The 428-nt window shown below is 36.4% G+C and carries 1 protein-coding gene; it reads left to right on the top strand.

Going from position 1 to position 428, the window contains the following annotated elements; translation table 11 throughout:
* Positions 1–28 precede the first annotated feature (28 nt).
* Positions 29–428: hypothetical protein (locus tag E3E25_RS11350; RefSeq protein ID WP_394352223.1), on the top strand; the 400-nt coding region annotated here is incomplete at its 3' end.

Raw genomic sequence — 428 nt, 5'->3', positions numbered from 1 at the left:
TTCATTTGTATATGAGAATGGTCCGAGCATGAAGAAATTTGTGGAAGAGTTTTTGGCTAAAGAGTTAGATAATTTCTTACACAGAAATCCGCAAACAGCCGAAGCATTAAAGAAAAGAATTGAGCAGAGCGAGAAAGAAAGAAAAGAGTTAAGCGGTATCAGGAAACTTGCGAATGAACGTGCTAAGAAAGCAAACCTTCATAATAAAAAATTGCGTGATTGTCGCGTGCATTTGAATGATGATGTACCTAATAAAAACAAAGAAGAGTTTATTGCTTTACAAAACAACAGCACCATTTTTATAACGGAGGGCGATAGTGCCAGCGGTAGTATTACCAAAGCAAGAAATGTAGATACACAGGCAGTTTTCAGCTTAAGAGGTAAACCTTTAAACAGTTATGGACTAACCAAAAAAGTGGTGTACGAAA

Source organism: Thermococcus sp. MAR1 (genome assembly GCF_012027305.1).
In the GTDB taxonomy this organism is placed as follows: Archaea; Methanobacteriota_B; Thermococci; order Thermococcales; family Thermococcaceae; genus Thermococcus.
This window is presented reverse-complemented; position numbering and strand designations above follow the sequence as displayed.